This window comes from Variovorax sp. YR216 (genome assembly GCF_900107745.1).
Lineage (GTDB): Bacteria > Pseudomonadota > Gammaproteobacteria > Burkholderiales > Burkholderiaceae_C > Variovorax.
On record NZ_FNRO01000001.1, the window covers coordinates 480846 to 507410 of the forward strand.

The window sequence follows — 26565 nt, forward strand, 5'->3', positions numbered from 1 at the left end:
GGCACAAGCCGCCGCACTGCGAGGTGCCGGCGGCTTTTTTACAGCTTCTTCTGCAGGAACATCGCTGTGCCGAACGCGGGATCGAGCTGATAACCCGCAAAGCCCTCGCGCTCATAGGCGCGCAGCGCGCTCCCGTTGCCCGACAGCACCTCGAGCGTCAGCTTGCAGGCGCCGCGAGCCCTCGCTTCCTGTTCGACGCGGGCCAGCATGCGCTGGGTCACGCGCTGGCCCCGATGGCTCTCGAGCACCACCACGTCGTGCACGTTGACCAACGGCTTGCAGGCGAAGGTCGAGAAGCCCTCGATGCAATTGATCAGCCCGACCGGCTGGTCGCCGTCGTACGCCAACACACTGAAGGCCTGCGGCCGCGCTGCCAGCGCCTCCGGCAGTCCTGCCAGCACGCTCGCTTCGAGCGGCGTGCCGCCGCCCGCCGGATCACGCGCATAGGCGTCCAGGAGTGCCACCAGCGCGCGTGCATGCGAAGGATCGCGATAGTCTGCGAGCCGAACCTCGATCGCGGACTGGCTCATACGGCTTGCACGGCCGCGACGAGGCGCTTTGCGCAAGACTCGGACTGGGCCGCATCCCTGGCTTCGACCATCACGCGCAGAAGCGGCTCGGTGCCGCTGGCTCGGATCAGCACCCGGCCCGCATCGCCCAGCTCGGCTTCGACACGCTCGATCTCGGCGGCGAGCTTCTGGTTGGATTTCCAATCCTGGCCCTCGGCAAGACGAACGTTGATGAGCGTCTGCGGAAATAGCGTCACGCCGGCGAGCAGTTCGGCCACGGTCTTGCCGCTGCGGGCGCAGGCCTGGAGCACCTGCAGCGCGCTCACGATGCCGTCGCCCGTCGTGTGACGATCGAGCGCCAGCAGATGGCCCGAGCCCTCGCCGCCGAGGAGCCAGTTGCGCTTGTCGAGTTCCTCGAGCACGTAGCGGTCGCCCACGCGCGCCCTCACGAACTCGATGCCCTGGGCCTTCAGCGCGATCTCGACGGCCTTGTTGGTCATCAGGGTGCCGACCACGCCGGCGGGTTTCTCGCCGCGCGCGACACGCTCCATCGCCATCAGGTAGACCAGCTCGTCACCATTGAAAAGGCGTCCGCTCGCATCCACGAGCTGCAGACGATCGGCGTCGCCGTCGAGCGCGATGCCGTAGTCGGCGCCCTGCGCCTTGACCGCTTCGATGAGCGCCTGCGGATGCGTCGCGCCGAAGCCCTTGTTGATGTTCAAGCCATCGGGTGCGCAGCCGATGCTGGTCACCTCGGCGCCCAGCTCGTGGAAGACGGCCGGCGCGACCTGGTAGGCAGCGCCGTGCGCCGCGTCGACGACCAGCTTGCGCCCCTTCAGCGTCAGGTCGTTGGCGAAGGTGCTCTTGCAGAACTCGATGTAGCGTCCCGGCGCATCGTTGAGCCGGCGTGCCTTGCCGAGATTGCGCGAGTCGACCCACACCGGTGCCTCCTCCAAGGCGGCTTCGACCGCCAGCTCCCACTCGTCGCTGAGCTTGGTGCCGTGCGCGCTGAAGAACTTGATGCCGTTGTCTGGAAACGCGTTGTGGCTGGCGCTGATCACCACGCCGAGGCTCGCGCGCTGCGCCCGCGTGAGATAGGCCACGCCCGGCGTCGGCAGCGGGCCGAGCAGCACCACGTCCACACCCGCCGAGTTGAAGCCCGACTCCAGCGCCGACTCGAGCATGTAGCCGGAGATGCGCGTGTCCTTGCCGATCAGCACCGTCGGCCGCGACTCCGACTGCTTGAGCACACGCCCCACTGCATGCGCCAGCCGCAGCACGAAGTCGGGGGTGATGGGCGCCTGTCCGACGGTGCCACGAATGCCATCGGTGCCGAAATACTGCCTTGTCATTGTCGAGTTTCCTCTCTGTGTTGTTCTCTGTTCATCGCTTGCCAGACGGCCAGCGCCGCGACGGTTTCGCGCACGTCGTGCACGCGAACGATCGCCGCTCCCTTGTCCACGGCCAGCACCGCGGCGGCCACGCTGGGTACCATCCGCTCGCCGGCCGCTTCGATGCCGGTCACCGCGCCCAGCGATGACTTTCGCGACCAACCTGCCAGCAGCGGCAGGCCTGGGCCCAGCAATTCGGCCTGCCGCGCGAGCAGCGCGAAATTCTGCTCGACCGTCTTGCCGAATCCCACGCCGGGATCGAGGACGATGCGTTCCGGCCGCACGCCGCGGTTCGTCAGCGCCTTGACCTGCAGTTCGAGGAATTCGCGCACTGCGGGGACCACGTCCCCGCTCATCGGCGCAACCTGCATCGTCTGCGGATCGCGGTGCATGTGCATCAGGCAAACCCCACACGCCGGGTGCGCAGAGACGACCTCCATCGCGCCGGGCTGACGCAGGGCCCAGATGTCGTTGATGATGTCCGCGCCGAGTTCCAGCACCGCGCGCATCACTTCAGGCTTGTAGGTGTCGACCGATACCGGCACGCGCAGCTTCACCGCTTCGCGCACGACCGGCACCACGCGCGCGAGTTCTTCCTCCAGCGGGACCGCGGGACTGCCTGGCCGCGTCGACTCACCACCGATGTCGAGGATGTCCGCGCCCTCTTCAATCAGTTGCTCGCAATGGCGCAGTGCGGCGTGCGTCGAAGCGTGAGCGCCGCCGTCCGAGAACGAATCGGGCGTGACGTTGACGATGCCCATCACCTGTGGACGCGCAAGGTCGATCGCAAAGCGCGATGTTTGCCAGGCTGCCGTCATGCCGCGTCCCCATGAAAAAACGGGGCCAGAGGCCCCGTTGATTGCCAAAGCTCGGTCACGCTCAGGCTGCGGTCGGCGTCGGATCGGGATTCACCGCCGGCGTACCGCCACTGCCACCGCTGCCGGATGGCGGAACGCGCGGCGTCCAGTCTTTGGGCGGACGCGGCGCGCGGCCGGCCATGATGTCGTCGAGTTGCTCGGTGTCGATGGTTTCCCATTCGAGCAGCGCCTTCGCCATCGCGTGCATCTTGTCGCTGTTCTCCTCGATGAGGCGACGCGCCAGGGCGTACTGCTCATCGATGATGCGGCGGACTTCCGCGTCGACCTTCTGCATGGTCGATTCGCTCATGTTCGTGGTCTTGGTGACCGAGCGGCCGAGGAAGACCTCGCCTTCGTTCTCCGCGTAGACCATCGGGCCAAGCGATTCGGTCATGCCGTAGCGCATCACCATGTCGCGGGCAATCTGGGTCGCGCGCTCGAAGTCGTTGCTGGCGCCGGTGGTCATCTGGTGCATGAACACTTCTTCGGCGATGCGGCCGCCGAAGAGCATGCTGATCTGGTTCAGCATGTATTCGCGGTCGTAGCTGTAGCGGTCCTGCGCGGGCAGGCTCATCGTCACGCCGAGCGCACGGCCACGCGGGATGATCGTGACCTTGTGGACCGGGTCGCACTTGGGCAGCAGCTTGCCGATCAGCGCATGGCCCGACTCGTGGTACGCCGTGTTGCGGCGCTCTTCCTCGGGCATGACCATGCTCTTGCGCTCGGGGCCCATGAAGATCTTGTCCTTGGCCTTTTCGAAGTCCTGCATTTCGACCACGCGCGCATTGCGGCGCGCGGCCATCAACGCAGCTTCGTTGCAGAGGTTGGCCAGGTCGGCGCCCGACATGCCGGGCGTGCCGCGCGCGATGATGCTCGCGTTGACGTCCTGGCCCAACGGCACCTTGCGCATGTGGACGTTGAGGATCTGCTCGCGGCCACGGATGTCCGGCAGCGTCACATAAACCTGGCGGTCGAAACGGCCCGGTCGCAGCAAGGCGGCATCAAGGATGTCCGGTCGGTTCGTCGCCGCGACCACGATCACGCCGAGGTTGGTCTCGAAGCCGTCCATCTCGACCAGCATCTGGTTGAGGGTCTGCTCGCGCTCATCATTGCCACCGCCGAGGCCGGCACCGCGCTGGCGGCCGACCGCGTCGATTTCATCGATGAAGATGATGCAAGGCGCGTTCTTCTTGGCGTTCTCGAACATGTCGCGAACGCGCGCGGCACCCACGCCGACGAACATTTCAACGAAATCGGAACCGGAGATCGAGAAGAACGGCACCTTGGCTTCGCCGGCGATGCTCTTGGCCAGCAGCGTCTTGCCGGTGCCCGGAGGGCCGACCAGCAGCAGGCCACGAGGAATGCGGCCGCCGAGCTTCTGGAACTTGGCCGGGTCCTTCAGGAAGTCGACGACCTCCTTCACCTCTTCCTTGGCCTCGTCGCAGCCTGCGACGTCTGCGAAGGTGACCTGGTTGTTGTTCTCGTCGAGCATGCGGGCCTTGCTCTTGCCGAAGCTGAAGGCGCCGCCTTTTCCACCGCCCTGCATCTGTCGCATGAAGTAGACCCACACGCCGATCAGCAGGAGCATCGGGCCCCAGCTCACCAGCAGGGTCATCAGCAGCGAGCCTTCCTCGCGCGGCTTGACGTCGAACTTGACGTTGTTGGCGATCAGGTCGCCAACCAGCCCGCGGTCGAGATAAGTGGCGGTGGTTCGGATCTTGCGGTCGTCGGTGGTGACCGCGACGATTTCGCTGCCGCCCTGGCCTTCCTGGATCGTGGCGCTCTTGATTCGGTTGTTACGCACTTCCTCGAGGAAGTCCGAGTAGCCGATGTTGCCTGCGCCGGCCACGCCGCGGGTGTCGAACTGCTTGAACACAGTGAACAACACCATCGCGATGACGAGCCATACGGCAACTTTGGAAAACCACTGATTATTCAAACGAAGCTCCAGTCGATAGCGCTTAGCACTGAAAACAAAAAAGGCGCCGTGGGCACGCAATTGGCGCCCATTTTAGGCTTTTCAACCCGAAAAACCCGCTGATTTCCCTATAGCAGCCATAGGACGTGAGCGGTTTTAAGGAGAACGTTACACACCGGCACCGGTATCAATTCGTATCCAGCTACTTGAGCCCGATGCCGACCATGAATGTTTCAGCCGATTTGTCGCGCGATGCCTTGGGTTTGAACGGTTTGACGACGCGGAAGTTGTCCCTGAAGAGTTGGGTCAGCTCGTTGTAGCCGCTGCCGTGGAACAGCTTGGCCACCAGCGCTCCCTCGGGTTTCATATGGTGGCGAGCAAAATCAATCGCAAGTTCGATGAGATGCGCCACGCGCGCCGTGTCGGCCGAGGCGATGCCGGACAGATTGGGGGCCATGTCCGACACCACCACGTCGGCCTTCCGGCCCGCCATCGCGGCGGACAAGCGGTCGAGCACGTCGGCCTCGCGGAAATCGCCTTGAAGGAAGGTCACGCCTTCGATCGGCTCCATGGGCAGGATGTCCAGCGCGATGATCGTGCCCGCCAGTTCTCCGACCGCGGCGCCGTCCGGCGAGAGCCTGCGGCGCACGTACTGGCTCCACGCGCCCGGCGAGGAGCCCAGGTCGACCACGACATGCCCCGGCTTGATCAAGCTCAAGCTTTCGTCGATTTCCTTGAGTTTGTAGGCGGCGCGCGCCCGGTAGCCCTCCTTGGTGGCCAGCTTCACATACGGATCGTTCACGTGGTCGTGCAACCACGCGCGATTGACCTTCTTGGCTTTCGGTTTGGGATTCATTGACATCGATAATACGGGGATGCCCGCCATTCAACTTACCCCTGCGCAGCGCAAGGTGCACCGCGCCGAAGCGCACCACCTCGACCCGATCGTCATGATCGGCGGCGACGGTCTGACCCCCGCCGTCAAGAAAGAGGCCGATGCGGCGCTGAAAGCCCACGGCCTGATCAAGGTGCGCGTGTTTTCCGATGACCGGGCGGCGCGCGAAGCCATGCTCCAGACGTTGGCGGACGACCTGGACGCTGCACCCATCCAGCACATCGGCAAGCTGCTCGTACTTTGGCGCCCGATCCCCGAGAAAGAGCGCGTCCTCGACGAGGACCGCATGCCCGGCCCGCGCGACGTGAAGGTCATCAAATACAGCAAGCGTGGCGGCCAGCGCCCCGAAATCAAGACATTGCGAGTGCTTGGCAACCAGCGCCTGACCTCCGGCGGGAACATCAAGCGGGCCAAGCCGCGCAAGCCGCTGTCGGACAAGAAGCGGCGACAGGCAGACTGAGGATGCCGACCGAGACCGCGGCAGGCCCGCAACGCCACATCCTCTGCATGAAATGGGGCACGAAGTACGGCCCCGAGTACGTCAATCGCCTCTATGCGATGGTGCGCAGGCACCTGACTGGCGACTTCAAGTTCGTCTGCCTGACCGACAACGGTGCAGGGATTCGCAGCGAAGTCGAGTGCTATCCGATCCCCCCGCTCGACCTGGAACTGGCTCCCGGCCAGGTCGACCGCGCCTGGAAGAAGCTGACGACCTTCGAATCCGACCTTCACGGATTGCGCGGAACGGCGCTCTTCATCGATCTCGACGTCGTGATCGTCGGCAGCTTGGACGAATTCTTCGAGTATCCGGGCGAGTTCCTCATCATTCACGACTACGAGCGCCCTTGGCGGCGCCGACGCATCACCGGGAACTCCTCGGTCTACCGGTTCGAACTGGGGGCTCACCCGGACGTGCTGGCGTACTTCCGCCAGAACATGGACAAGGTGCAGGAGGAGTTCCGCAACGAGCAGACCTACCTGTCCGACTTCATGTACCGCAAGGGCACCCTCGCCTACTGGCCTGAAGCCTGGTGCCCGAGTTTCAAGTACCACGGCATCCCGACGTGGCCGACCAACTACTGGAAGGAACCTTTTGTGCCCGAGGGCGCGAAGATCATGGTCTTTCACGGGGAATGCAATCCCCCGGATGCATTGGCCGGTCGGCGCAACCGCCGCTTCAGGTTCATCCGGCCGGCGCGCTGGATCACGCAGTTCTGGCAGACCTGACGACCCGCCCCGCCGGGCCGGTGTCGGTCGGGTTCAGTCCCGCACGCGCCCCATCCGCCAAAGCAGTGCACCGGCGCACAGCCACTGGCCGAGGTACATGCCGCTGCCGAGCGAGTGCCAGAGCCTGAGGTTCTCGCGTGCAAGGATCCGTGGCGCGACGGCGTACTGCTGGAGCAACGCGAGCAACATCGCCGTCACGATCAGGATGACGCCGATCCGATCGGCGTCCGTCAACCGGTCGTCGGCCCTCGACCGGAAATGAATCAGCAGAACGAGCCCGCATGCCAGCGCCACCCAGGTCTGAGCGGCAAACAGCTGGCCCGCGAAGTTGCCGGCCACGGACGGGTTGCCGAGCCGCGAGAAAAGCATCGGGACCACCAGAAAACCGATCGTCGTCAGGCTGCCCCACCAGAGCGCGGCGAGCATGAGCGCGATACGGCCCTTCATTCGGCTTGCGCTCAGACGTAGCTGACCGAAACGATCTCGTAGCGCTTCACGCCGCCAGGTGCCTGGACCTCGGCGGTATCACCCTCTTCCTTGCCGATCAGCGCGCGAGCGATCGGGCTCGAGACATTGATGAGACCCAGTTTCAAATCGGCTTCGTCTTCGCCGACGATCTGGTACCTGACGGCATCACCGGTGTTCTCGTCCTCGAGATCGACGGTGGAACCGAAGACGACCTTGCCGCCTGCATCCAGCTCCGACGGGTCGATGACCTGGGCCGCCGACAGCTTGCCCTCGATGTCCTGGATGCGCCCTTCGATGAAGCCTTGGCGGTCCTTTGCCGCCTCGTACTCGGCGTTTTCGCTGATGTCGCCCTGCGCACGCGCTTCGGCGATCGAGTTGATGACGCCCGGTCGGTCGACCGTCTTGAGCCTTTGCAGCTCTTCGCGCAGTTTCTCGGCACCGCGCTTGGTAATCGGAATGGTGGCCATTGTTTGCTCCAGAAAGCGAAACCGCCGAACGCTGCCGTTCGGCGGTCGATGGGAGAGAAATGATCAGACGAGCTGGCGTCCGGTCAGCCGGCTCAGGATGGCGAGCGGGCTCGATTCGGGATTGTATTGCCTCGCGGCCGGCAGATGCAGCGTCTGCTCGAGCATGTACTGGCCCGCCATCACCGCGTGTGACGTCTGGTCCGAGAAGCAGACCCACACCGAACCGGCCGGGAACGGCACGGTCTGCTGCTCGGAGTTCTTCTGGTACTCGAGATCCGACTTCATGCCATCGTGCAACTGCAGCATGAGATGGTCGTACTCGCTGCGCAGCGACTTCGTCACGCGCAGTGCGCGCAACAGTCGCGCCTGGAGACGCGAATACGGCTTGGCGCGCGGCAGAAAGCGTCGCGCGACCGCCTCGAACGGCTCGCCGACGCGCCAGACTCGTGGCGCACCCTCCGGATTGGCGTTGGTGAACACGCGAAGGATGCGTTCGCCGTAGTTGGGTCGAGACGGAAAGGCATCGACGTGCAGCCGGCGGTCATCCGCCCGCCACGACTGCACGCGCGTTTCGACCTGCGCCGGCCGGTAGCTGGTTGGCGCCAGTCGCAGCGCCGGCGTGTAGTGCGGCAACAGTCCATGGATCAACTGCTGCGCCTGCGCGCGAAAGCGCCCGACCATCGCAGCCACCGCCTGCTGCCGCGCCTCATCGCCCTCCACGCCTTTCAGGCGCCCCTGCGCATCGAGGCTGATGTTGCGGACCTTGGGCGACAGCACCTTGGGCGACAGCAGCGCCCGCTCCTCGGGAAGGATGTCGAACCCGAGCCGGGGGAAGTACAGAACCTTCCCCGCCTCGAGCGCCGCGATCCATGCCTCGTTGGGCACCGCGGCATTCCAGTCGGCCAGATCGAGTTCGACGAGCTGCGATTCCATGGACCGCCTTTCAGAGGTTACGCCGCCACGAGCTTGGCGTGCATTTCCTGCACCGAGATCACGTCGAGCTCGTTCATGTGACGCATGCCTTCGACGGCCGCTTCGGCGCCGAAGATGGTCGTGAACGTCGTGACGCGGGCCAGCAGCGCCGATGTGCGGATCTGACGCGAGTCGGCAATGGCATTGCGGCGCTCTTCCACCGTGTTGATGACCAGCGCAATCTCATTGTTCTTGATCATGTCGACGATGTGCGGGCGCCCTTCGGTCACCTTGTTGACGACCGCGCAGGCGATTCCCGCCGCGTTGATCGCGCCCGCGGTTCCCTTGGTCGCGATGAGCTCGAAGCCCAGCGCCGCCAGACCGCGGGCCACCTCGACCGCACGCGGCTTGTCGTTGTTCTTCACCGAGATGAAGACACGGCCGGACTTCGGCAGGTGTGTGCCGGCGCCGAGCTGCGACTTGACGAAGGCTTCGCCGAACGTCTTGCCTACGCCCATGACTTCGCCGGTCGACTTCATTTCGGGGCCGAGGATGGTGTCCACGCCCGGGAACTTCACGAACGGGAACACCGCTTCCTTGACGCTGAAGTACGGCGGCGTGACTTCCTTCGTGACGCCCTGCGAGGCGAGCGTCTGGCCGGCCATGCAGCGCGCAGCCACCTTCGCCAGCTGGATACCGGTCGCCTTGCTCACGTAGGGCACGGTGCGCGAAGCGCGCGGATTCACTTCGAGGACGTAGATCACGTCCTGGCCATCCTTTTCCTGGATGGCGAACTGCACGTTCATCAGGCCGACCACGTTAAGAGCCTTGGCCATCGCCGCGCTCTGGCGCTTGAGTTCCGCAACGGTTTCGGCCTTCAGGCTGTAAGGCGGCAGCGAGCACGCGGAGTCGCCCGAGTGCACGCCGGCCTGCTCGATGTGCTCCATGACGCCGCCGATCAAGGTCGCGCCGTCCGCATCGCGCAGGCAATCCACGTCGCACTCGGTCGCGTCGTTGAGGAAGCGATCGAGCAGCACCGGCGAATCGTTGCTGACCTTCACCGCTTCGCGCATGTAGCGCTCGAGGTCGCGCTGCTCGTGCACGATTTCCATCGCACGGCCGCCGAGCACGTAGCTCGGGCGCACCACCAACGGGTAGCCCAGTTCGGAGGCCTTTTCGAGCGCCTCGGCTTCGGTACGCGCGGTAGCGTTCGGCGGCTGGCGCAACTTGAGTTCGTGCAGCAGCTTCTGGAAGCGCTCGCGATCTTCGGCCGCGTCGATCATGTCGGGCGAGGTGCCGATGATCGGCACGCCGTTGGCCTCCAGGTCGAGCGCCAGCTTGAGCGGCGTCTGGCCGCCGTACTGGACGATCACGCCGGTCGGCTTTTCCTTGTCCACGATTTCGAGCACGTCTTCGAGCGTCAGCGGCTCGAAGTAAAGACGGTCACTGGTGTCGTAGTCGGTCGAGACGGTCTCGGGGTTGCAGTTGACCATGATGGTCTCGTAGCCGTCCTCGCGCATCGCGAGCGCCGCGTGCACGCAGCAGTAGTCGAACTCGATGCCCTGGCCGATGCGGTTCGGACCGCCGCCGAGCACCATGATCTTCTTCTTGCTGGTCGGGTCGGCTTCGCACTCGTCCTCGTAGGTCGAGTACATGTAGGCCGTGTTGGTGGCGAACTCCGCGGCGCAAGTGTCGACGCGCTTGAAGGCCGGACGCACGCCCAGCGCGCGGCGCTTTTCGCGGATCGCGGTGTCGGTGGTCTTGAGCTGGCGTGCGAGGCGGCGGTCGGAGAACCCCTTCTTCTTCAGCGCAAGCAGCGTGTCGCGGTCGATGTCGCCCAACGACTTGGTTTCGAGCTCGAGCTCGATCTTCACGATTTCCTCGATCTGCACGAGGAACCAGGGGTCGATCTTGGTCAGCGCATGCACCTCGTCGACAGTCAGCCCCATCGCGAAGGCATCGCCAACGTACCAGATGCGGTCCGGACCCGGCTCGCCCAGCTCCTTTTCGAGGACTTCGCGATCCTGCGTCTTCTCGTTGAGGCCGTCGACGCCAACTTCGAGGCCGCGCAGCGCCTTCTGGAACGATTCCTGGAAGGTGCGGCCCATGGCCATCACCTCGCCGACCGACTTCATCTGCGTCGTCAGGCGCGAGTCGGCCTGCGGGAACTTCTCGAACGCGAAACGCGGGATCTTGGTAACCACGTAGTCGATGCTCGGTTCGAAACTCGCGGGCGTGGCTCCGCCAGTGATCTCGTTGCGCAGTTCGTCGAGCGTGTAGCCGACGGCCAGCTTGGCCGCGACCTTGGCGATCGGGAAGCCGGTGGCCTTCGATGCCAATGCGGACGAGCGCGACACACGCGGGTTCATCTCGATGACGATCATGCGGCCGTCCTTCGGATTGACCGAGAACTGGACGTTCGAGCCACCGGTGTCGACGCCGATCTCGCGCAGCACCGCCAGCGAGGCGTTGCGCATGATCTGGTATTCCTTGTCGGTCAGCGTCTGCGCCGGCGCGACGGTGATCGAATCCCCGGTGTGCACGCCCATCGGGTCGAGGTTCTCGATCGAGCAGACGATGATGCAGTTGTCGGCCTTGTCGCGCACGACTTCCATCTCGTACTCTTTCCAGCCGAGCAGCGATTCCTCGATCAGCAGCTCGTTGGTCGGCGAGGCTTCCAGGCCGCGCTTGCAGATGACTTCGAACTCTTCCGGGTTGTAGGCAATGCCGCCGCCGGTGCCGCCGAGCGTGAAGCTCGGGCGGATGACGGTCGGGAAGCCGACGTTCTTCTGGACCGCCCACGCTTCGTCCATCGAGTGCGCGATGCCCGAGCGCGCCGAACCGAGACCGATCTTGGTCATCGCGTCCTTGAACTTCAGGCGGTCTTCGGCCTTGTCGATGGCTTCCGGCGTGGCGCCGATGAGCTCCACCTTGTACTTGTCGAGCACGCCGTTGCGCCAGAGATCGAGCGCGCAGTTCAGCGCCGTCTGCCCGCCCATGGTCGGCAGGATCGCATCCGGGCGCTCCTTGGCGATGATCTTCTCGACCGTCTGCCAGGTGATCGGCTCGATGTAGGTCACGTCGGCCGTGGCCGGGTCGGTCATGATCGTCGCGGGATTGCTGTTGATCAGGATGACCTTGTAGCCCTCCTCGCGCAGCGCCTTGCACGCCTGCACGCCGGAGTAGTCGAACTCGCAGGCCTGGCCGATGATGATCGGGCCGGCGCCGATGATGAGGATGCTCTTCAGGTCTGTGCGCTTAGGCATTCTTCTGCCCCTCTTTGTGCGTTTGCATGAGTGCCGTGAAGCGGTCGAACAGGTAGCCGATGTCGTGCGGGCCTGGCGAAGCCTCCGGGTGACCCTGGAAGCAGAACGCCGGCTTGTCGGTGCGGGCGAGACCCTGGAGCGTGTTGTCGAACAGGCTCACATGCGTCGGGCGCAGGTTGGCCGGCAGGCTCTTCTCGTCCACTGCGAAGCCGTGGTTCTGGCTGGTGATGCTCACCCGGCCGTTGTCGAGGTCCTTCACCGGATGGTTTGCGCCGTGATGGCCGAACTTCATCTTGAAGGTCTTCGCGCCCGAGGCCAGCGCCATGATCTGGTGGCCGAGGCAGATGCCGAACACCGGGATACCGGTTTCGATCAGCTGGCGAGTCGAATCGATGGCGTAGTCGCAGGGCTCCGGATCGCCCGGGCCGTTGGCCAGGAAGATGCCGTCCGGTCGCAGCTTCAGCACGTCGGCCGCCGGCGTCTGGGCCGGCACGACCGTGATGCGCGCGCCGCGCTGGGCCAGCATGCGCAGGATGTTCTTCTTGACGCCGTAGTCGAAAGCGACGACGTGGAAACGGGGCGTGATCTGCACGCCGTAGCCCGAGCCGAGCTTCCACTCGGTCTGGGTCCATTCGTATGTTTCCTTGACGGACACGACCTTGGCCAGATCGAGGCCGGCCATGCTGGGCGCGGCTTTTGCGGCGGCGATGGCCTTGTCGATCAGAGCCTGGGTGACCGCTTCACCTTCGGCCAAGCCGAGGATGCAGCCGTTCTGCGCGCCGTTGGTGCGCAGATGACGGGTGAGCTTGCGGGTATCGATGTTGGCAATGGCAACCGTCTTGCCTCGAACGAGGTACTCGTTCAGCGTTTCCGACTTGCGGAAGTTCGACGCGACGCGCGGCAGGTCCTTGATGATCAGGCCCGCGGCATGGATCTTGTCGGCTTCGATGTCTTCCTCGTTGACGCCGTAATTGCCGATGTGAGGATATGTGAGCGTCACGATCTGCTGGCAATAGCTCGGGTCGGTCAGGATTTCCTGGTAACCGGTCATTGCGGTGTTGAACACCACTTCGCCGGTCGTGGCGCCGGTGGCGCCGATCGAGTTGCCGAGAAAGACCGTGCCGTCTGCAAGCGCCAGGATGGCGGACGGGAATTTTCCCTTGAGAGACAAAAGCACTGGGATCTCCGGATGGATGACGCCCAAAGCGAACCCAAGATGTGACTCGCGGGTCGCGACTTTCGTCGAGGAGTTGGCTTGCGTGCGCTGAGGGCGGGGTATGTTCGGGAAAGCCCTTGATTATAGCCGGCGCAAGGTCACGACTTTGCCCCTACAGCGCTTGCGTGCAAGCAAATTGCGGCTGCGGCAGCGACATTCAGGGACTCCTCGCCGCCCGGCTGCGCGATTCGCATGTGCCTTGCCGCCCGTGCCTCCAGTTCAGCCGATACGCCCTGCCCCTCGTGCCCCATGAGCCAGGCGCAGGGAAACGGCAATTCGGCCCGGTGCAGCCAGTCGCCGCGATGCGAGCTCGTCGCGACGCAAGGGACCTGAAGCGCATCGAGTGCGGCGATCTCGACACCTTCGATCAGCCTGAGCCCGAAATGCGCGCCCATGCCGGCGCGCAGCACCTTCGGGGACCACAGCGCGGCGGTCCCTTTCAAGGCGATCACTTGTTTGAAGCCGAACGCCGCGGCGCTGCGCAGGATGGAGCCGACGTTCCCGGCGTCCTGCAGGCGGTCGAGAACCACGGTGGGCGTATGGGATTCGACCTGGGGACGCTCCGGCAGATCGAGCACGAATCCCATGTGCGCGGGCGATTCGAGCCCGCTGATGCCGGCCATGAGCGCGTCGGCGACGATGACGGTCTTGTCGGCTGCATCGGCCCATTCCACACGTGCCGACGGCCAGATCGATTCCGTGAACAACGCGATCGAGGCCCGAACGCTCCGCTCGCGGGCAGCCCTGCAGAGATGGTCTCCCTCGAGCCAGATCCGTCCGGCCTTCCGGTAGGCGCCGGGCTCGTGCGAGAGCTTCCGCAGTTCCTTGAGCAGCGGGTTGTCGCGCGAGGTGATGTGAGCGGGCTCGGACGTCATGGCGCGATCCGGATCTCGACATCGGTCGTCTGCAGCATGGCCTCGCCGACCACCTGGATGCCCGCCGTCCCGCCCGAATCGCGCGCCAGCACGGCCGCGACCGGACTGAACGATCTCCGGTGGTGCACGCACGCGCCGTGGCGATCCAGTGCCTCGAGGTGCTCGGGCGTGCCATAACCCTTGTGACCGGCGAAACCATAGTGCGGGAACTCGGCATGCAGTTGCTCGCAAAGCCGGTCGCGGTACACCTTCGCAAGGATCGACGCCGCCGAGATCGCCTTGACGCGGGCATCGCCCTTGACGACAGCTTCCGCCAAGACATCCAGCGTCGGCAGCCGGTTGCCGTCCACCAGCACCTTCGCCGGCTTGAGCCGCAACCCTTCGACCGCCCGGCGCATCGCGAGCATGGTCGCCTGCAGGATGTTGTGGGTGTCGATCTCCTCCACGCTGGCCTGCGCGATGGAGCAGCACAGCGCCTTGGCCAGGATCTGGTCGTTGAGCTTCTCGCGCTGCAGGGCGGTCAGTGTTTTCGAATCCGCCAGGCCGCGGATCGGTCGCTGGTCGTCCAGGATCACCGCCGCGGCAACGACCGGCCCTGCCAGCGGGCCCCGTCCCGCCTCGTCGACACCGGCCATCAGGCCCGGCGCATCCCAAGCCAGCGTGGCCTGCTCAGCCTTCAAGAACTTTCTGGATCGCATCGGCGCACAGTGTCGGCGTATCGCGCAGCAAGTCGGCATGCATGGCGCAAAAACGTTGTTGCAAGGCGTGAATCCTCTCGGGCGCATCGAGCCACTCGAGGGTGGCCTCGGCCAACGCTTGCGGCGTTGCGCGGTCCTGCAGCACCTCGGGCACGACGAATTCGCCCGCAAGAATGTTGGGCAGGCCGACCCAGGGCTGAAGCTGCTTGTGGCGCATGATCAGGTTCCAGGTCAGTGAATTCATGTGATACGAGATCACCATCGGCCGCTTGAAGAGTGCCGCCTCGAGCGTGGCGGTTCCACTCGCGATCAGGGTCACGTCGCAAGCCGCGAGCGCAGCATGGGATTGGCCGTGAAGGAGCTTCACGTGACCCGCCATTCCGCTGGCGTGCAGCAATTGCTCCACCTCGCCGCGAAGGGTTGGCAGAACCGGCACGATGAACTGCAGCGACGGCCTCACCTTGCGCATGAGTGCGGCGGCAGCAAAGAACCTCGGGGCGATGTGACGAACCTCCGAGAGGCGGCTTCCCGGGAGCAGCGCGACCACGGCGGCATCGGCGTCCAGCCCGATCGCGGCGCGAGCCGCTGCGCGATCCGGCACCATCGGGATGACCTTGGCGAGCGGATGGCCGACGTAGGTCGCATCGACGCCGTGCTTGGCGAGAAGCTCGGGCTCGAACGGGAAGATGCAAAGCACGTGATCGGCCGCGGCGCGCAGTTTCACGACGCGCTCCGGCCGCCACGCCCAGATCGAGGGGCAGACGAAATGCGCCGTCTTGATGCCGCTCGTGCGCAAGCCGGCCTCGAGATCGAGATTGAAATCCGGCGCATCGACGCCGATGAAGATGTCCGGGCGTTCAACAAGGAGCCGGGCCCGAAGCTGACGACGGATGCCGGCGATCTCTGCGTAGTGCCGCAGGACTTCGATATAGCCGCGTACCGCAAGCTTCTCCTGCGGCCACCAGGATTCGAAGCCGCGCGACAGCATCTGAGGCCCCCCGATGCCGACTGCCTTCATGGCGGGCCAACGCGCCTGCAGGCCGTCGAGCATCAGGCCCGCCAGCAAGTCGCCCGAAGCCTCGCCCGCGACCAGCGAAAACTGCCGCTGCGTTTCAGACACGGGACAACTCAACGCGCGATGCCGCGCGTGGCACCGGCGAGGAATTCACTCATCATGGCGATGTCCGACGCCGCTTCGGGCATTTCGGCAGCCAGCGCCTCGATCGCGGTGCGCGCCTCGTTCAGCGTCTTGCCCTGGCGGTACAGGAGCCGGTGCATCTGCTTCACCGCCGCGATCCGGGCCGGCGAGAAGTCGCGGCGACGCAAGCCGACCACGTTGAATCCGTGCACCGCGAGTGGATTGCCATCCACCAGCATGAAAGGCGGTACGTCCTGCGAGACCGCACTGGCAAAACCGAGCATCGCATGGGCACCGACCGACACGAACTGGTGAATACCGGTCAACCCGCCCACGGTCACCCAGTCGGCGAGGTGCACATGACCGGCCAGCGTCGTGTTGTTGGCGAGCGTGGTGTGGTCATCGATACGGCAGTCATGCGCGATGTGCGTGTACGCCATGATCCAGTTATCGTTGCCCACCCTCGTCACGCCACCCGCACCGGGCACGCCGATGTTGAACGTGCAGAATTCGCGGATCGTATTGCGGTCGCCGATCACCAACTCCGTGGGCTCCCCGGCGTACTTCTTGTCCTGCGGCACAGCGCCCAACGACGCGAACTGGAAAATCCGGTTGTCGCGGCCAATGGTGGTCCTGCCCTCGATCACGGCGTGCGCGGCAATCGTCGTCCCCGCACCGACCCGCACGTGCGGGCCGATCACGGCGTAGGGACCGACACTCACCGTCGGGTCGAGTTCGGCCTGGGGGTCGACGATCGCCGTCGAATGAATCAGCGTCATGCCACGTAGGATCAGTTGATCTGGCGCATCGCGCACATCAGGGTGGCCTCGCAAGCCAGTTCCGCACCGACGGACGCCTTGCCCTTGAACTTCGAGATGCCGGCCTTCATGCGCTCGATCTCGACTTCCAGCGTCAGCTGGTCGCCCGGCTCCACGGGACGCTTGAAGCGCGCGCCGTCGATCGCCGCGAAGTAGTAGATCGTGTTGTCGTCGGGCACGATGTCGAGCGAATGGAACGAAAGCAGCGCCGCTGCCTGCGCCATCGCCTCGAGCATGAGCACGCCCGGCATCACGGGCCGGTGCGGGAAATGGCCATTGAAGAACGGCTCGTTCATCGTCACGTTCTTGATCGCCGTGATGCGCTTGCCTTTCTCCATCTCGATCACGCGATCCACAAGCAGGAACGGGTAGCGGTGAGGAAGCAGCTTGAGGATTTGATGGATATCGAGCGTCATGATTTCTTGTCCTGCATCGTCATTTTTTCCAGCGCCTTGAGGCGCTCGCGCAGACTGTGCAGTTGCTTGAGCGTGGCTGCATTCTTTTCCCAGGTGGCATTGTCGTCGATGGGAAACACGCCGGTGTAATGGCCCGGCTTGTGAATGGATCGCGTCACCAGCGACGTCGACGAGATGTGCACGTGGTCCGCGATGGTCAGATGCCCGAGCACGCCTGCGCGGCCTCCGATCGTGCAATAGGCGCCGATCGTGGCACTTCCTGCGACGGCGGCGCAGCCCGCCATGGCCGTGTGCTTGCCGATGTGCACGTTGTGGCCGATCTGGATCAGGTTGTCGAGCTTGACGCCGTCCTCGATGACGGTGTCTTCGAGCGCACCCCGGTCGATGCAGGTATTGGCCCCGATCTCCACGTCGTTGCCGATCCGAACGGCGCCCAGCTGCTCGATCTTGACCCAGGCACCTTCGTGCGGGGCGAGTCCGAAACCGTCGGCGCCGATCACGACACCTGGATGCAGGAGGCAACGGTCGCCAATGATGCAATCCTCGCTCACGGTCACCCGGGACTTCAGAACGGTCTCCGCACCGATGCGCGCACCGCGCTCGACCACGCACAGCGCGCCGATGCGCGCCGTCGGGTCGATGGTGGCATCGGGATCGATGACGGCTGTCGGGTGGATCCGCACCGCGTCTGGCCTGGCGTGCGCCTTTCGCCAAAGCTGTGTCAGCCGCGCGAAATAGAGATACGGATCGGACGCAACGATGAACGCGCCGCGCTCCGCTGCCGCATCGCGCATGGAAGGCGCCACGATGACGCACCCCGCCTTCGAGGCGGCAAGTTCCTTGCGGTATTTGGGATTGCTCAGGAAGCTGATGGCATCGGGCTGCGCTGTCGAAAGCGGCGCGAGCCGTTCGATGGACAGTTCCCGATCGCCTTCGAGCTCGCCCCCGAGCGCATCAACGATTTCGCCTAGCCGGATTGCCACACCGAGATGCGGCGCTACTTGCCGCCGTTGGTAGTTGTTGCGTTCAGCGCCTTGATCACCTTCTCGGTGATGTCGTGCTTGGGATTGATGTAGATCGCTTCCTGCAGGATGGCGTCGTACTTTTCCGCCTCGGCGACCTGTTTGACCACACGGTTTGCGCGCTCGTAGACCTGCTGGAGTTCTTCGTTCTTGCGCGCGTTCAGGTCTTCCTGGAACTCGCGGCGGCGACGCTGGAAGTCGCGGTCCTGCTCGACCAACGCGCGCTGGCGGGCGATCCGCTGCGTTTCGGAAAGCGTTGGTGCCTCGCGCTCGAACTTCTCCGAAGCGGCCTTGAGCGCCTCGCCCTGCGCGGTCAGATCCTTCTCGCGCTTGAGAAACTCGGACTCCAGCTTGGCCTGCGCCGCCTTTGCAGGAAGCGCCTCACGCAAGACACGATCCGGATTGACAAATCCGATACGGAAGGTTTCCTGCGCGTGCGCCGGCATCCCCACAGCCATGAGGGCCGGAAGCAACAGCGCGCCAGCGGCACGGAGCAAAGCAGTCATTAGAAGGAAGTTCCGATCTGGAATTGCAAGCGCTGAATTCTATCCTCCGGGACGAAGGTCGTCGGATCCAGCGGGTCTCCCTCGGCCTTCTGGTATCTGACAGGGATCGCATAGGCAAGGCGCAGCGGTCCGAGCGGCGAAATCCAGCTGATGCCCAAGCCCGCCGAGGCACGGACTTTCTTGATCGCATCCCACTGCGCATCCGTCCAGAAGCCGGCAGGCCGGTCGGCGAACACGTTGCCCACGTCGACGAAGCCGTAAAGACGCAGCGTGCGATCGTTGCCGGCACCCGGGAACGGCGTGCTCAGCTCGGCGTTGAAAATCGCCTTCTTGGTGCCGCCCAAGGCAGCAGTCTGTTGTCCGGGGTAGAGCGGCTTGTCACGCGGGCCAAGGGAGTTTTGCTCGAAGCCGCGCACGGAGCCCAGGCCACCCGCATAGAAGTTCTTGAAGATCGGATACGCCTTGTTGCCATAGGCATCCGCATAGCCAAGCTCGCCGTTGATCGCAAACGTGTACTGCTTGTTGATTGGGTAGAACTGCTGGTACTGGTAATTCGCCTTGTAGTACTGCATGTCCCCGCCCGAGCCCACCTCGAGGTTGGCCCGCTGCAGGCGTCCACGGGTCGGCACCAAGGCGCTGTCGCGGTCATCACGCGACCAACCGACCGTCAATGGAATACCCCAAACCGAATCCTGTCGGCAAGAGACGATGAATTGCCCGGTCGAATCCGTAATGCAACCGAAATAGTCGCGATAGGACTGCGGCGTCAGCAGAGCGACCCTGTTACCCGGGTCAAACCGATATTGCTCGAGACCCGCACCGAAGTAGACCGTGTCGACTTCGCTGAAGGGCACCCCGAACCGAATGCTGCCCCCCTGATTGACCAGCTTGTAATCACCGTCCTGGGTGTAGTACGGACGGGTCGTGGTGCTGTACAGGCTGAGGGAGCGGGAGATCCCGTCCTTCGTGAAGTACGGATCGACCGTCGTCAACGAAATCGCGCGGTTGTACTTGCTGGTGTTGACCTGCACACCGAGGTAGTTGCCGGAGCCGAAGACGTTTTCCTGGGAGATGCCGAAGGTCAAGGAGACCTTTTCCGAGGTGGAGAAGCCGGCGCCCAATTGCAGCGTGCCGGTGGGTTTCTCGGTCACGTTGATCACCAGGTCCACCTGGTCCGGCGAGCCTGCCACTTCCTGGGTGTCGACGTTGACTTCGGTGAAGAAGCCCAGGCGATCGACGCGGTCGCGCGACAGCTTGATTCTGTCGCCGTCGTACCAGGATGCTTCGAACTGCCGGAATTCCCGGCGAATGACTTCGTCCCGCGTGCGATTGTTGCCGCCGATGGAGATCCGGCGGACGTACACACGACGGCCCGGATCTGCATTCAAGGTCAGCGCGACGCGGTTGTTGACCCGATCGATCTCCGGCTCCGCCTGAACGCGCGCAAAGGCGTAGCCGAACGAGGCGAAGTAGTCGGTGAAGGCCTTGATCGTCTCATTGACCTGCTCGCCGTTGTAGGGCTCACCCGCCTGGATGGTCACGAGCGACTTGAATTCATCCTCGCGACCGAGGAAGTTGCCCGACAGCTTGACGCCCGAGACAACGAACTTCTGGCCTTCGGTGATGTTGACCGTGACCGCAAGGTCCTGGCGGTCCGGCGAAATGGCAACCTGGGTCGAATCGATGTGGAACTCCAGGTAGCCGCGCGTCAGGTAGTACGAGCGCAGCGTCTCGAGGTCGGCGTTGAGCTTGGCCCGCGAGTACTGGTTGGATTTGGTGTACCAGCTCAGCCAGCCGCCGCTGTCCTGGTCGAAGAGGCTGAGCAGCGTCGACTCGCTGAAATCCTTGTTGCCCACGATGCGCACTTCGCGGATACGCGCGGACTCACCCTCGGTCACGGTAAAGGTCAGATTGACGCGATTACGCTCGATCGGCGTGACCGTCGTGACGACCTGCGCGTTGTAGAGGCTGCGGCCCACGTACTGGCGCTTGAGTTCCTGTTCGGCGCGATCGGCCAGTGCCTTGTCGAAAGGCCGGCCTTCCGCCAAGCCCACTTCGCGCAGTGCCTTCTGGAGCGCAGTCTTGTCAAATTCCTTGGTGCCGACGAATTCGACATCGGCGATGGTCGGCCGCTCTTCCACGATCACGACGAGCACGTCCCCGTTGACGTCGATCCGAACATCCTTGAACAAACCAAGATCGAACAACGCACGGATCGCAGCCGAACCACGCTCGTCGTTGTATTGATCACCCACGCGAAACGGCAGCGAGGCGAAGATGGTCCCCGGCTCCACACGCTGAAGGCCTTCGACCCGAATGTCGCGAACCGTGAATGGTTCGACCGCCCAAGCCGCCGTGGCGGCAATCGCGCTGGCCACGATTGCGGCGACGCTGCGCAGGCGAAAGCGACTGAATGATTTGTTCATCTGTGAAATTGAGCCAGCGCGGAACGGGCCGGCAGATAGTTAACCAAAGAGCCGCGTGACGTCGTTGAAGAGTGCGATCGACATCATGACCAGCAGCAACGCGACACCGCCGCGCTGTAGCCGTTCCATCCATGCGTCGGAGACACCCCTGCCGGTCAGGCCCTCCCAAAGATAATACATCAGGTGTCCCCCATCGAGGACCGGCAGAGGCATCAGGTTCAGCACGCCGAGACTCACGCTGATCAGCGCGAGAAAAACCAGATACTGGGTCAATCCGAGACTCGCCGATTTGCCCGCATAGTCGGCAATCGTCAGCGGCCCGCTCAGGTTCTTCAGCGACGCTTCGCCGATGATCATCTTGACCATCATGCGCACCGTCAGGGCCGAGACCTCCCAGGTGCGAACAACGCCATTCTTGACTCCTGCGATCACACCCTGCCGCACCAGGACCATCTCGGGTGGCGCACCCACGTAGGCACCGATGCGGCCGACCTTCCCGGCGCCTTCTTCGCGCACCTCGGGGGCAACGTCGATCTTGATCAACCGCCCTCCGCGCTCGATCTGCCAGGTCTGGCTGCGCGGCTGATCGCCATCGACCGAGGCACGAATGACCTCGCGCAACTGCTGGCCATCAACGATCCCGACGGCACCGATTTCGCGCACGACATCGCCGGTGCGAAGTCCAGCGCGCTCCGCCGCGCCCTTGGGCATGACTTCACCGATCTCGGGGCGGGTCAGCGGCGCGACGACGCCGATCTTGCGGAACATCTGCGCGTCGGCATCCTTGGCCTCGACGCGGCTCAGAGGCAGCACGAGTTCGCGCGATGGACGTCCGCCCTCACCCGCAATCTCCAACGTGAGATCGCGCCGGTCCAACGCCCCTCGGGTGATGCGCCAGCGAAGATCTTCAAAGGATTGGACGTTCTCGAGATCGCCGTCGAAGCCTGCCCGCGTGACATGCTCACCGCCGCGCAGACCCGCCGTCTCCGCGAGGGAGGCCGCAACGGGTCGGGCGAGCTTGGCGACCGGCTCCTGCACACCGATCCAGTTGACCAACGTGTACAGCAGCACCGCCAGTAGCAGATTGGCCAACGGACCGGCCGCGACGATGGCGGTGCGAGAACGCAGACGCTGGGTGTTGAATGCGCGATGCCGCTCCTCGGGCGCGACCGGGCCTTCTCGCTCGTCGAGCATCTTCACGTAGCCGCCGATCGGAAACGCGCCGATGACGAACTCCGTGTCCTGCCCCGGGTGCTGGCGCTTCGGCGTCCAGCGATAGAGAGTCGGACCGAAGCCGATCGAGAAGCGCAACACCTTCACGCCGCATGCGACGGCCACACGGTAGTGACCGTATTCGTGCACCGCGATCAAGAGGCCCAGTGCAACGATGAAGGCAACAACTGTGAGCATCGGGTGTCCCGGAAGTTGGATGGCGTCAGGCCGCGAAACGCAGCGCCGCGGCATTGGCCGCGGCTCGGGCGGTCGCATCGAGTGCGAGAAGGTCCCCGAGCGACTGCGGCTTGGAGGGATGCACCACTTCCAAAGTTTCCATGTTGACCGCGTGGATGCGGTCGAAGCGCAGCCTGCGATCGAGGAAGGCTTCGACGGCGACTTCGTTGGCCGCGTTCAAAACCGCCGTGGTCCCGGGTTCCGCGCGGAGCGCCTGCCAGGCGAGGTCGAGCCCGGGGAAAAGCTCCGCATTGGGCGAGTCGAACGTGAGTGCGGCCATCTGGCGGAAATCGAGCCGGGTTGCGCCGCTCTCGATGCGCTCGGGCCATGCGAGTCCGACCGCGATGGGAACGCGCATGTCGGGCGTCCCCAATTGCGCAATCACGGACGAATCGGTGAACTGGACCATCGAGTGCACCACGCTCTGCGGATGAATCACCACCTCGATCTGCTCCGGCTGCACGCCGAAGAGATGGCGTGCTTCGATGACCTCGAGCGCCTTGTTCATCATCGTTGCCGAATCCACCGAGATCTTGCGGCCCATGACCCAGTTGGGATGGGCACACGCCTCCTCCGGCGTCACGTTCGTCAGCGACGCGGGCAGGCGTGTACGGAAGGGGCCACCGGAGGCGGTGAGGATGATCTTGTCGATGCGCCGAGCCCAGGTCGACGGATCTTCCGGAAGCGACTGGAAGATCGCCGAATGCTCGCTGTCGATCGGCAGCAAGGTCGCGCCACCGGCCCGCACCGTGTTCATGAACAGGTCGCCGCCGACCACCAGCGCCTCCTTGTTGGCCAGAAGCAGACGCTTGCCCGCACGGGCCGCGGCGAGGCACGGGCCCAACCCGGCGGCCCCAACGATCGCCGCCATCACGGCGTCGGCGTCTTCGTGCGAAGCGATGGACTCGAGGGCTCCCGCGCCCATCAGAACGCGCGTCGGCAGACCGTTCCGGGCCAATTTGTCGGCGAGCAATTCAGCGTGCGCCGCGCTCGCCATCACGGCGAACTTCGGAGCGAAACGCGCACATTGCGCGAGCATCTCATCGACCTTCGTGGCCGCGGACAGTGCAAAGACCTCGAAGCGGTCGGGATGGCGGGCGATCACGTCGAGGGTGCTGACACCGACGGACCCCGTCGATCCGAGCACCGTGACGCGCTGTTTGGTTGTGTTCACAAGAAAGCCAACATCATTGCAATGGGCAGCGTCGGAAGCAGCGCGTCGACCCGGTCGAGTACGCCGCCATGCCCTGGCAGCAAGGCGCTGCTGTCCTTGGCGCCGGCGCTCCGTTTGATCAGCGATTCGACCAGGTCGCCGACCACGCTCATCGCCGCGAGGAATATTACGCTGATCACGAGCAGCCACCAGCCTCGCTCGGCGAGCCGGGTGTACAGGCTCGCGACGCTCGCCTGCAGGGCCGAATCGCACCAGGCCCAGGCCAGGGCAAGAATGAGCACACCGGCCATCCCACCCCAGACACCCTCCCAGCTCTTTCCTGGACTGATCGTCGGCGCCAGCTTGTTTCGCGTGAACTTGAGACCGAACGCGCGGCCCGAAAAATACGCGAAAACATCCGCAACCCACACCAGCACGAGGACGGAAAGAAGAAAGTTGATCCCCACGACCCGCGCCTGCACCGCGGCGAGCCAGGCAACCCACAGCGCGAGCTGCCCGCCGACGAGGCGCAACCCCCTTGGAATCCGCGGCCAGCCGGGAACCGCCGCGCGCAGCAACGCCGCCCCGCCGAGCACCCATCCAGCACTGGCCGCGATCCACACCGGAAGCAGGGAACTCTCCAGCAACCCCAGCCACCACGAGAGCCCGCAGAGCGCGGCGATCTCGGCGCCAAGAAACAGCGAGATGCGCGGACCATAACCGTTGAGTCGCCCCCATTCCCATCCCGCGGCCGCGATCAGCGCCAGCATCACGCAGGCGAAAGGGACATGGGACGGATAGAAGAGCGCAGGCAGCAGGATCGCCAGCAGGACGACCGCGGTGATGATGCGTTGTTTGAGCATTCGCTCAGGCGGCTTGCTGATCGGGGCGCGCCGCCCGAACCTGAGCGGAGGTCTGACCGAAGCGGCGCTCGCGGTTCTGATAGACAGCGATGGCCTCGTCCAGCGCGGCCTCGTCGAACTCGGGCCACAGGCGATCGCTGAAGAACAGCTCGGCGTAGGCGCTTTGCCAGAGAAGGAAATTCGAGAGGCGCTGTTCGCCGCCGGTTCGGATGAACAGATCGGGATCGGGAACGTGCGACAGTGCCATGGCCGCGTCGAGGTTGGCTTCGGTCAGCGCCTCGCCGCGCGCAGCCAGTTGTGCCGCGGCGCGCGCGATGTCCCAACGCCCGCCGTAGTTGAAGCACACATTGAGCACCAGGCGCGTGTTGTGAGCCGTCGCCGCCTCGGCCTGCAGCAGGCCTGCCGCGATCTTCTCGGACAAGCCACTGCGCTCGCCAACGAAGTGGAGTCGCACGCCATCCTGCAGGAGCCTGGGCACTTCGCGCCCGAGGGCCACGACCATCAGGTCCATCAGCCCCGAGACCTCCTCGACAGGACGATTCCAGTTTTCGGACGAGAACGCGAACACGGTGAGCACCGAGACACCGCGTGCAGCACACGCTTTGACGCACCGTCGCAGGGACTCGACGCCTTGCTTGTGCCCGGCGACGCGCGGCAGAAAGCGGCGTGTCGCCCAACGGCCGTTCCCGTCCATGACGATCGCAATGTGATGGGGAACGGCGGGCGCTGCGCTCATTGTCAGACCGCCATGATCTCGGCTTCCTTTGCAACCACGAGGCGGTCGATTTCCGCGATGTGGCGATCGGTCACCTTCTGGATTTCGGCTTCGGCGCGTTTCTGATCGTCTTCGGAGGCCAGCTTTTCCTTGACCAGCTTCTTGATCGCGTCGTTGGCGTCGCGGCGTAGGTTGCGCGTGGCGATCTTGGCGTTCTCGCCTTCGGTGCGGACGAGCTTGGTCATCTCCTTGCGGCGCTCCTCGCTCATCGGCGGCATCGGCACGCGGATCAGGTCGCCCATCGACGCCGGGTTGAGGCCCAGATCGCTCTCGCGGATCGCCTTCTCGATCTTGGCGCCCATGCCCTTTTCCCAGGGCTGGACACTGATCGTGCGGGAATCGATCAACGAGACATTCGCCACCTGCGACAGCGGCACGCTGGAGCCGTAGTAGTCGACGTGGATGGAATCGAGCAACTGAGGATTGGCACGTCCCGTGCGGATCTTGGTCAGGTTGTGTTGGAACGCCGCCAGCGATTGGTTCATCTTGGCGTCAGTCGTGGTCCGGATTTCTGCGATGGTCATATTCTTTCTCCACTCAGGCATGCACCAGCGTGCCTTCGTCCTCGCCCATCACGACACGCTTGAGCGCGCCATTCTTGAAGATCGAGAACACCTTGATCGGCAGGTTCTGGTCGCGGCACAGCGCGAAAGCCGTGGCGTCCATGATGCCGAGATTCTGCGCGATGGCCTCGTCGAAACTCAGCCGCGAATAGCGGGTTGCGCTCAGGTCTTTCTTGGGGTCTGCCGTGTAGACGCCATCGACCTTGGTCGCCTTCAGAACCAGTTCGGCGCCGATCTCGGCGCCGCGCAAGGCCGCGGCCGTATCGGTGGTGAAGAACGGATTGCCGGTCCCGGCGGCGAAGATCACGACCTTGCCCTCCTCCAGGTACTGGAGCGCCTTGGGACGGACGTAGGGTTCGACGACCTGCTCGATCGCGATGGCGGACATCACGCGCGCGATCAGACCCTGCTTGTTCATCGCATCGGCGAGAGCCAGCGCGTTCATGACGGTCGCGAGCATGCCCATGTAGTCGGCCGTGGCGCGGTCCATGCCGACCGAGCCTCCCGCGACGCCGCGGAAGATGTTGCCGCCGCCGATGACGACGGCCACCTCGACCCCCATGTTCACGACCTCGGCAACTTCACCCACCATCCGGACGATGGTCGCCCGGTTGATGCCGAATGCGTCGTCCCCCATCAACGCCTCTCCCGACAGCTTCAACAAGATTCGCTTGTGGGCCGGGCGGGTTTCTGGCATGGAGAGTTCCTTTGAAAATTGGGCGTTTGCGAGTGTATGA

At 64.4% G+C, this 26565-nt stretch carries 26 protein-coding genes; 2 read left to right on the forward strand and 24 right to left on the reverse strand.

Going from position 1 to position 26565, the window contains the following annotated elements:
* Positions 1 to 38: 38 nt before the first annotated feature.
* The 5 genes from BLW05_RS02295 to BLW05_RS02315 form a co-directional block, all read right to left on the reverse strand.
* Positions 39 to 530 (reverse strand): GNAT family N-acetyltransferase, encoded by a 492-nt coding sequence (locus BLW05_RS02295; protein ID WP_093159158.1) that lies wholly within the window; start codon positions 528 to 530, stop codon positions 39 to 41.
* Positions 527 to 1861: a phosphoglucosamine mutase gene (glmM, locus tag BLW05_RS02300; protein ID WP_093159161.1), complete on the reverse strand. Its 1335-nt coding sequence runs from the start codon at positions 1859 to 1861 to the stop codon at positions 527 to 529. Before glmM ends, BLW05_RS02295 begins: the two co-directional genes overlap by 4 nt.
* Positions 1858 to 2718 (reverse strand): dihydropteroate synthase, encoded by an 861-nt coding sequence (folP, locus tag BLW05_RS02305; protein ID WP_093159163.1) that lies wholly within the window; start codon positions 2716 to 2718, stop codon positions 1858 to 1860. Before folP ends, glmM begins: the two co-directional genes overlap by 4 nt.
* 61 nt (positions 2719 to 2779) lie before the next feature.
* Positions 2780 to 4696 carry an ATP-dependent zinc metalloprotease FtsH gene (ftsH, locus tag BLW05_RS02310; RefSeq protein ID WP_093159166.1) on the reverse strand — a complete coding sequence of 639 codons (1917 nt, stop codon included), beginning with the start codon at positions 4694 to 4696 and terminating at the stop codon, positions 2780 to 2782.
* Positions 4697 to 4877: 181 nt separating this feature from the next.
* Entirely contained in the window at positions 4878 to 5531 is a 654-nt protein-coding gene (locus BLW05_RS02315) for an RlmE family RNA methyltransferase (RefSeq protein ID WP_093159168.1), read from the reverse strand.
* Between the two features lie 19 nt (positions 5532 to 5550).
* Here BLW05_RS02315 and BLW05_RS02320 point away from each other — a divergent pair, with 19 nt between their 5' ends.
* Both BLW05_RS02320 and BLW05_RS02325 read left to right on the forward strand, forming a co-directional pair.
* Positions 5551 to 6030, forward strand: coding sequence for a YhbY family RNA-binding protein (locus BLW05_RS02320; protein WP_093159171.1), 480 nt, complete (start codon positions 5551 to 5553; stop codon positions 6028 to 6030).
* Positions 6031 to 6032: 2 nt separating this feature from the next.
* Entirely contained in the window at positions 6033 to 6797 is a 765-nt protein-coding gene (locus tag BLW05_RS02325) for a glycosyltransferase (protein WP_093159173.1), read from the forward strand.
* Positions 6798 to 6830: 33 nt separating this feature from the next.
* On the opposite strand, the gene BLW05_RS02330 is transcribed toward BLW05_RS02325, so the two are convergent.
* From BLW05_RS02330 to pyrH, 19 genes are all read right to left on the reverse strand, one after another.
* Positions 6831 to 7244 (reverse strand): DUF4149 domain-containing protein, encoded by a 414-nt coding sequence (locus tag BLW05_RS02330; protein ID WP_093159176.1) that lies wholly within the window; start codon positions 7242 to 7244, stop codon positions 6831 to 6833.
* An 11-nt stretch (positions 7245 to 7255) separates the two neighbouring features.
* Positions 7256 to 7732, reverse strand: a complete 477-nt coding sequence (gene greA / locus BLW05_RS02335) for a transcription elongation factor GreA (protein ID WP_093159178.1) — start codon at positions 7730 to 7732, stop codon at positions 7256 to 7258.
* 63 nt (positions 7733 to 7795) lie between these two features.
* Positions 7796 to 8665, reverse strand: a complete 870-nt coding sequence (locus BLW05_RS02340) for a Kdo hydroxylase KdoO (protein ID WP_093159181.1) — start codon at positions 8663 to 8665, stop codon at positions 7796 to 7798.
* A 17-nt stretch (positions 8666 to 8682) separates the two neighbouring features.
* Positions 8683 to 11910: a carbamoyl-phosphate synthase large subunit gene (gene carB / locus BLW05_RS02345; protein WP_093159183.1), complete on the reverse strand. Its 3228-nt coding sequence runs from the start codon at positions 11908 to 11910 to the stop codon at positions 8683 to 8685.
* Positions 11903 to 13087, reverse strand: a complete 1185-nt coding sequence (gene carA, locus BLW05_RS02350) for a glutamine-hydrolyzing carbamoyl-phosphate synthase small subunit (protein WP_093160399.1) — start codon at positions 13085 to 13087, stop codon at positions 11903 to 11905. The genes carB and carA overlap by 8 nt, the downstream gene beginning before the upstream one ends.
* A 137-nt stretch (positions 13088 to 13224) precedes the next feature.
* Positions 13225 to 14001, reverse strand: a complete 777-nt coding sequence (locus BLW05_RS02355) for a TrmH family RNA methyltransferase (protein ID WP_093159186.1) — start codon at positions 13999 to 14001, stop codon at positions 13225 to 13227.
* On the reverse strand, positions 13998 to 14699 hold the full coding sequence (gene rnhB / locus BLW05_RS02360) for a ribonuclease HII (protein ID WP_093159188.1): 702 nt from the start codon (positions 14697 to 14699) through the stop codon (positions 13998 to 14000). Before rnhB ends, BLW05_RS02355 begins: the two co-directional genes overlap by 4 nt.
* Positions 14671 to 15792: a lipid-A-disaccharide synthase gene (gene lpxB, locus BLW05_RS02365; RefSeq protein ID WP_093160401.1), complete on the reverse strand. Its 1122-nt coding sequence runs from the start codon at positions 15790 to 15792 to the stop codon at positions 14671 to 14673. Before lpxB ends, rnhB begins: the two co-directional genes overlap by 29 nt.
* Before the next feature lie 35 nt (positions 15793 to 15827).
* The gene (lpxA, locus tag BLW05_RS02370; protein WP_093159191.1) at positions 15828 to 16616 is read right to left on the reverse strand and encodes an acyl-ACP--UDP-N-acetylglucosamine O-acyltransferase; all 789 of its coding nucleotides are present in this window, start codon (positions 16614 to 16616) and stop codon (positions 15828 to 15830) included.
* Positions 16617 to 16627: 11 nt separating this feature from the next.
* Positions 16628 to 17071: a 3-hydroxyacyl-ACP dehydratase FabZ gene (gene fabZ / locus BLW05_RS02375; protein WP_093159193.1), complete on the reverse strand. Its 444-nt coding sequence runs from the start codon at positions 17069 to 17071 to the stop codon at positions 16628 to 16630.
* The gene (lpxD, locus tag BLW05_RS02380; protein WP_093159196.1) at positions 17068 to 18054 is read right to left on the reverse strand and encodes a UDP-3-O-(3-hydroxymyristoyl)glucosamine N-acyltransferase; all 987 of its coding nucleotides are present in this window, start codon (positions 18052 to 18054) and stop codon (positions 17068 to 17070) included. The genes fabZ and lpxD overlap by 4 nt, the downstream gene beginning before the upstream one ends.
* A 14-nt stretch (positions 18055 to 18068) precedes the next feature.
* On the reverse strand, positions 18069 to 18599 hold the full coding sequence (locus BLW05_RS02385) for an OmpH/Skp family outer membrane protein (RefSeq protein ID WP_088956825.1): 531 nt from the start codon (positions 18597 to 18599) through the stop codon (positions 18069 to 18071).
* Complete coding sequence (bamA, locus tag BLW05_RS02390) at positions 18599 to 21025, reverse strand: outer membrane protein assembly factor BamA (protein ID WP_093159198.1); 2427 nt, start codon at positions 21023 to 21025, stop codon at positions 18599 to 18601. The genes BLW05_RS02385 and bamA overlap by 1 nt, the downstream gene beginning before the upstream one ends.
* A 39-nt stretch (positions 21026 to 21064) precedes the next feature.
* Positions 21065 to 22435, reverse strand: a complete 1371-nt coding sequence (rseP, locus tag BLW05_RS02395; protein ID WP_093160404.1) for an RIP metalloprotease RseP — start codon at positions 22433 to 22435, stop codon at positions 21065 to 21067.
* 25 nt (positions 22436 to 22460) lie between these two features.
* Positions 22461 to 23648: a 1-deoxy-D-xylulose-5-phosphate reductoisomerase gene (ispC, locus tag BLW05_RS02400; RefSeq protein ID WP_093159201.1), complete on the reverse strand. Its 1188-nt coding sequence runs from the start codon at positions 23646 to 23648 to the stop codon at positions 22461 to 22463.
* Positions 23645 to 24490, reverse strand: a complete 846-nt coding sequence (locus BLW05_RS02405; RefSeq protein WP_093159203.1) for a phosphatidate cytidylyltransferase — start codon at positions 24488 to 24490, stop codon at positions 23645 to 23647. Before BLW05_RS02405 ends, ispC begins: the two co-directional genes overlap by 4 nt.
* Positions 24491 to 24494: 4 nt before the next feature.
* Positions 24495 to 25226 (reverse strand): polyprenyl diphosphate synthase, encoded by a 732-nt coding sequence (uppS, locus tag BLW05_RS02410; protein ID WP_093159206.1) that lies wholly within the window; start codon positions 25224 to 25226, stop codon positions 24495 to 24497.
* Between the two features lie 2 nt (positions 25227 to 25228).
* Positions 25229 to 25789 (reverse strand): ribosome recycling factor, encoded by a 561-nt coding sequence (frr, locus tag BLW05_RS02415; RefSeq protein WP_093159208.1) that lies wholly within the window; start codon positions 25787 to 25789, stop codon positions 25229 to 25231.
* 13 nt (positions 25790 to 25802) lie between these two features.
* On the reverse strand, positions 25803 to 26525 hold the full coding sequence (gene pyrH / locus BLW05_RS02420; protein ID WP_093159211.1) for a UMP kinase: 723 nt from the start codon (positions 26523 to 26525) through the stop codon (positions 25803 to 25805).
* Positions 26526 to 26565: the final 40 nt, after the last annotated feature.

What these genes read in the sequence shown, in the direction of transcription:
- BLW05_RS02295 (WP_093159158.1), bottom strand. Translation starts at nt 530, where the DNA reads ATGAGCCAGTCCGCGATCGAGGTTCGGCTCGCAGACTATCGCGATCCT.
- glmM (WP_093159161.1), bottom strand. Translation starts at nt 1,861, where the DNA reads ATGACAAGGCAGTATTTCGGCACCGATGGCATTCGTGGCACCGTCGGA.
- folP (WP_093159163.1), bottom strand. Translation starts at nt 2,718, where the DNA reads ATGACGGCAGCCTGGCAAACATCGCGCTTTGCGATCGACCTTGCGCGT.
- BLW05_RS02315 (WP_093159168.1), bottom strand. Translation starts at nt 5,531, where the DNA reads ATGAATCCCAAACCGAAAGCCAAGAAGGTCAATCGCGCGTGGTTGCAC.
- BLW05_RS02320 (WP_093159171.1), top strand. Translation starts at nt 5,551, where the DNA reads ATGCCCGCCATTCAACTTACCCCTGCGCAGCGCAAGGTGCACCGCGCC.
- BLW05_RS02325 (WP_093159173.1), top strand. Translation starts at nt 6,033, where the DNA reads ATGCCGACCGAGACCGCGGCAGGCCCGCAACGCCACATCCTCTGCATG.
- BLW05_RS02330 (WP_093159176.1), bottom strand. Translation starts at nt 7,244, where the DNA reads ATGAAGGGCCGTATCGCGCTCATGCTCGCCGCGCTCTGGTGGGGCAGC.
- greA (WP_093159178.1), bottom strand. Translation starts at nt 7,732, where the DNA reads ATGGCCACCATTCCGATTACCAAGCGCGGTGCCGAGAAACTGCGCGAA.
- BLW05_RS02340 (WP_093159181.1), bottom strand. Translation starts at nt 8,665, where the DNA reads ATGGAATCGCAGCTCGTCGAACTCGATCTGGCCGACTGGAATGCCGCG.
- carB (WP_093159183.1), bottom strand. Translation starts at nt 11,910, where the DNA reads ATGCCTAAGCGCACAGACCTGAAGAGCATCCTCATCATCGGCGCCGGC.
- BLW05_RS02355 (WP_093159186.1), bottom strand. Translation starts at nt 14,001, where the DNA reads ATGACGTCCGAGCCCGCTCACATCACCTCGCGCGACAACCCGCTGCTC.
- rnhB (WP_093159188.1), bottom strand. Translation starts at nt 14,699, where the DNA reads ATGCGATCCAGAAAGTTCTTGAAGGCTGAGCAGGCCACGCTGGCTTGG.
- lpxA (WP_093159191.1), bottom strand. Translation starts at nt 16,616, where the DNA reads ATGACGCTGATTCATTCGACGGCGATCGTCGACCCCCAGGCCGAACTC.
- fabZ (WP_093159193.1), bottom strand. Translation starts at nt 17,071, where the DNA reads ATGACGCTCGATATCCATCAAATCCTCAAGCTGCTTCCTCACCGCTAC.
- BLW05_RS02385 (WP_088956825.1), bottom strand. Translation starts at nt 18,599, where the DNA reads ATGACTGCTTTGCTCCGTGCCGCTGGCGCGCTGTTGCTTCCGGCCCTC.
- bamA (WP_093159198.1), bottom strand. Translation starts at nt 21,025, where the DNA reads ATGAACAAATCATTCAGTCGCTTTCGCCTGCGCAGCGTCGCCGCAATC.
- rseP (WP_093160404.1), bottom strand. Translation starts at nt 22,435, where the DNA reads ATGCTCACAGTTGTTGCCTTCATCGTTGCACTGGGCCTCTTGATCGCG.
- BLW05_RS02405 (WP_093159203.1), bottom strand. Translation starts at nt 24,490, where the DNA reads ATGCTCAAACAACGCATCATCACCGCGGTCGTCCTGCTGGCGATCCTG.
- uppS (WP_093159206.1), bottom strand. Translation starts at nt 25,226, where the DNA reads ATGAGCGCAGCGCCCGCCGTTCCCCATCACATTGCGATCGTCATGGAC.
- frr (WP_093159208.1), bottom strand. Translation starts at nt 25,789, where the DNA reads ATGACCATCGCAGAAATCCGGACCACGACTGACGCCAAGATGAACCAA.
- pyrH (WP_093159211.1), bottom strand. Translation starts at nt 26,525, where the DNA reads ATGCCAGAAACCCGCCCGGCCCACAAGCGAATCTTGTTGAAGCTGTCG.